The following is a 3,521-nucleotide window of genomic DNA, read 5'->3' as shown; positions in this document are numbered from 1 at the left end:
GCTCGGCGGCAGTGGTTGTATTTGCTGGGCAAGAGTATCCGGTAGTGGTGGGTAAGGATGGGGCTTGGCAGGTAACTTTGCCCGCCGTAACGGAAGATAAAGCCTATGACTATCAAGTCAAGGTAACGGATAACGCAGGGAATGTCGGGGTATTTCACGGGCAGTTTACGGTTGATACTCAAATTACATTGACAGCGAGCTTAGACTTAGCGAGCCAAGAGAATTCGAATACCTCAATAACGCAATTAAAGCGTCCACAAATTAGCGGTACAGCTGACCCTGATAGTAAAATTATTGCTGAGTTTAAAGGACAAATTAAAACGGTTTATACCGATAACCAAGGTAAGTGGTCACTGAGTTTTGATGTTGATGCGGAAGTGGGCAAAGAGAACAATTATAAGATAGTGGCGAAAGATGCCGCCGGTAACCAAAAAACGGTGGAACAGAGTTTTTCATATTTACCCTCGTCAGGAGGGGCGGGAGAAGCCCATCCTCCGATGCTTTCAGTGGTATTAGATGTTGGTAGCGATAGTGGTAAACTAGGTGATTATATCACTAATATAAAAATGCCTAAGTTTACGGGAACAGCGACTAAGGATGCTAAAATAACCTTATCGATTAATGGTGAAGATTTTACGACAGTGGCAGATAGCTTAACTGGAAACTGGGACATTACCGTTAATGAGCAGCCTGAGGGAAATAATCATTATGTTGTAATGGCAGAGCACCCAACCAATGGGCAATTAAAAGAGATATCTGGGAACATTTTTATTGATAATATCGCACCAGTATCTTCAATCGAATTAACCGCAGAAACAGATACTGGCTCTAAAGGTAACTTTATTACCGCACATCAAAAACCGGTATTTACTGGGAAAGGTGAACCTGGATGCAAAGTTACGTTACATTTAAATAATGAATTAGTTTCAACGACGACGGATAGCAATGGTATCTGGAGCTTAACTTTACCTAATGAATTACCGAAAGATTTTACTGGGAATTTTAAAATTAATGTCACGGATGCGGCGAGCAATGTATTTGAGAAAACAGCCAAATTGGTTATCAGTAGTCATAAACCAGAGCTTTCAGATATAGATCTTATTAATCCTTCAATATTGGGAAAATTTAATAAAGCTAAATCAATTAATAGTCTTACCCCAACGTTTCGGGGAAAAATAAATGATGATTCTAGTTTAGAGTTTAAGTTTTCTTATTTTCATCAAAATAAGAAACAGAACTATTTATTTCCTATTACTAAAATAGATAAAGATGGAAATTGGAGCTTCACTATTCCAGAAGGGATATTTGACAATGATCGTCGTTATGATGTGGATAATATATCTGTTGTTGCAACGTCTTCTTCTGGAGTTTCTTCGGAAAAAACATTTTATAAGCCTGGATTACAGATAAAAAACTGTATATTGAAAATAACAGGTGAAGTTTCAGCCGAATCTAGTAGTACAGGAGAAAATAATGAACGTCTTAGCTCTAGTCGCTCACCTTATTTACAAGGTTCTATTGAAGGGAGTTCAGATAGGGATGAATTGAAAGGAACCATTTATATCGGAGGTAAAACATATTCAGTAGATTTTGGTAAAAGCCGAAAATCATGGCATTTTAAAGTTCCTGATAATGTTCAACTCCCTTTAGGGGAAGTCCCCTATACCCTAACATTTAAAGATGTTTATGGTTCGGTAAGGGAGGCTTCTTTCTCTGTAGTGATCAGTGATTTTAAATTTTATCTTGACCCTGATACAGACTCTGGAGAGGTTGGAAACAACTTTACTAACCATAAACACCCCGTATATAAAGGCCAAATAACGGCAGGCGGCACGATTTCAGCTAAGGTGAATGGTAAAGATTATTCCATTCAAGCAAATGAGAAAGGGGAGTGGCGTTTCGAAGTGCCTATTAGCGGGGACGGAGCTTATCATATTAGTTTTATTCAAGATGATGGAAGCCTTGCTGTTGCACAAACGACACTAAATATCCTGACTACTGATCCGGTCTTTAATGACTTTCATATTGTGGATAAGCAACTTTATAGTGGCACTCAAGTTTCTAATGTAATTAATCCACAACTGGTTTTTACCTATTCTGGAAATATGGATTATTACCTGATAACGGTGAATGGCAAAACCACAAGACATAATAAACTACAAACTAAATATAATGGTTCTAAAACGACGTTTGCTAATGAGTTAACTTTATCAAATGGTGAGCATACCGCTAAAATTACAGCGTTTGATGTTGCGGGAAATAAAACAGAGCATAAAGTCATTATTAAAGTACTTAGTGATGAACAAGGTATTACTTCACCGAATATTGAATTTGGTATTAATGATAAACAGTGTATTTCTACAAAAGATGGCAAGTTATTATTTAATCAAAATGAGATTAAGTTTACAGGGATAACAACTTCCGCAGGCCAAATTACGCTAAAAGATATGACGGGAAAAATCATTGGTACGACTAAGGCAGATAATAAAGGAAGTTGGGAATTAACATTGCCTAATAATATTGTTCCCATTGATATAAAGGATGGCAATAATATTTCTCTATCGATTACGGCAAAAGATTTAATTGACCGCGAAACACTGTTTGATTTTGACTTACTCTATGACGTTACCCCTCCAGAAATAACCGCAACATTAGATGACTTACTTTCAAATAGCGGTGTTATTAATATTAATCAACCCACATTCAGTGGAATTACAAAAGCAAATGCCACGGTATGGTTAACGATTAGTAAACAAAAATATTCAGCCATAGCGGATGCTAATGGTAAATGGAAGATAAAATTAGACGATAAACAAGAGTTAAATGATGGCACTTATAAATATGAAATCGAAGCTCATGATATTCTTGGCCAAATTAGTTTAAATAAATTATCAGGTGATTTTACGGTAAAAACAATTGCCTCGATTAATGGTGAGCTAGACCCTGATTCAGATTCTGGGGAGAAGAAAGATAATCATACCAATGTAAATAAGCCAATATTTAAGGGAGTAACAGAACCAAATGCCACTGTACGGCTCGTTTTCAATAATAAAATGGCATCAACTTATGAAAGCATAGCAAATGAAAGAGGAGAGTGGTCGATCAATGTGGATACCGAATTGAGTGATGGTATCCATGATTATGTGATTTTTGCGATTGATAATATTCAAGGCATTAATGGTAAAATTAAGGGGCAGTTAACCATTGATATGACAGCCCCCGATTTGCTCATTGGCGGTGCAGTGGACCCTACGGACTTTACGACTAAACAGGACATTTTAGCTCGTATTACGACACCGACTTTTGCGGGGATTGCAGAGCCAGACGCTTATTTAGAAATCACAGTTGGTCAAGATATTTATAAGGGTATCCTTGTTGATAAGCACGGAAACTGGAGCTTTACGTTATCAGAACCACTAATAGATGGTGAACATGATTATCAAATAAGGATAACAGATATTGCAGGGAATCTAGGGATAGAAAGTTTAACCGGCAAAGTTACTATTGATACCAAAGCTCCT

General features: G+C 37.1%; 1 protein-coding gene. It reads left to right on the top strand.

The annotated features are described in order from the left end of the window. On the top strand, nt 1–3,521 hold a 3,521-nt coding region (locus DD649_RS17250), incomplete at both ends, for an Ig-like domain-containing protein (protein WP_294109849.1).

The sequence above is a fragment of the Providencia sp. genome, assembly GCF_003533305.1.
Taxonomy (GTDB): domain Bacteria; phylum Pseudomonadota; class Gammaproteobacteria; order Enterobacterales; family Enterobacteriaceae; genus Providencia.
Note: the sequence above shows the minus strand (reverse complement) of the source record. Positions and strands in the feature narration are given on the sequence as shown.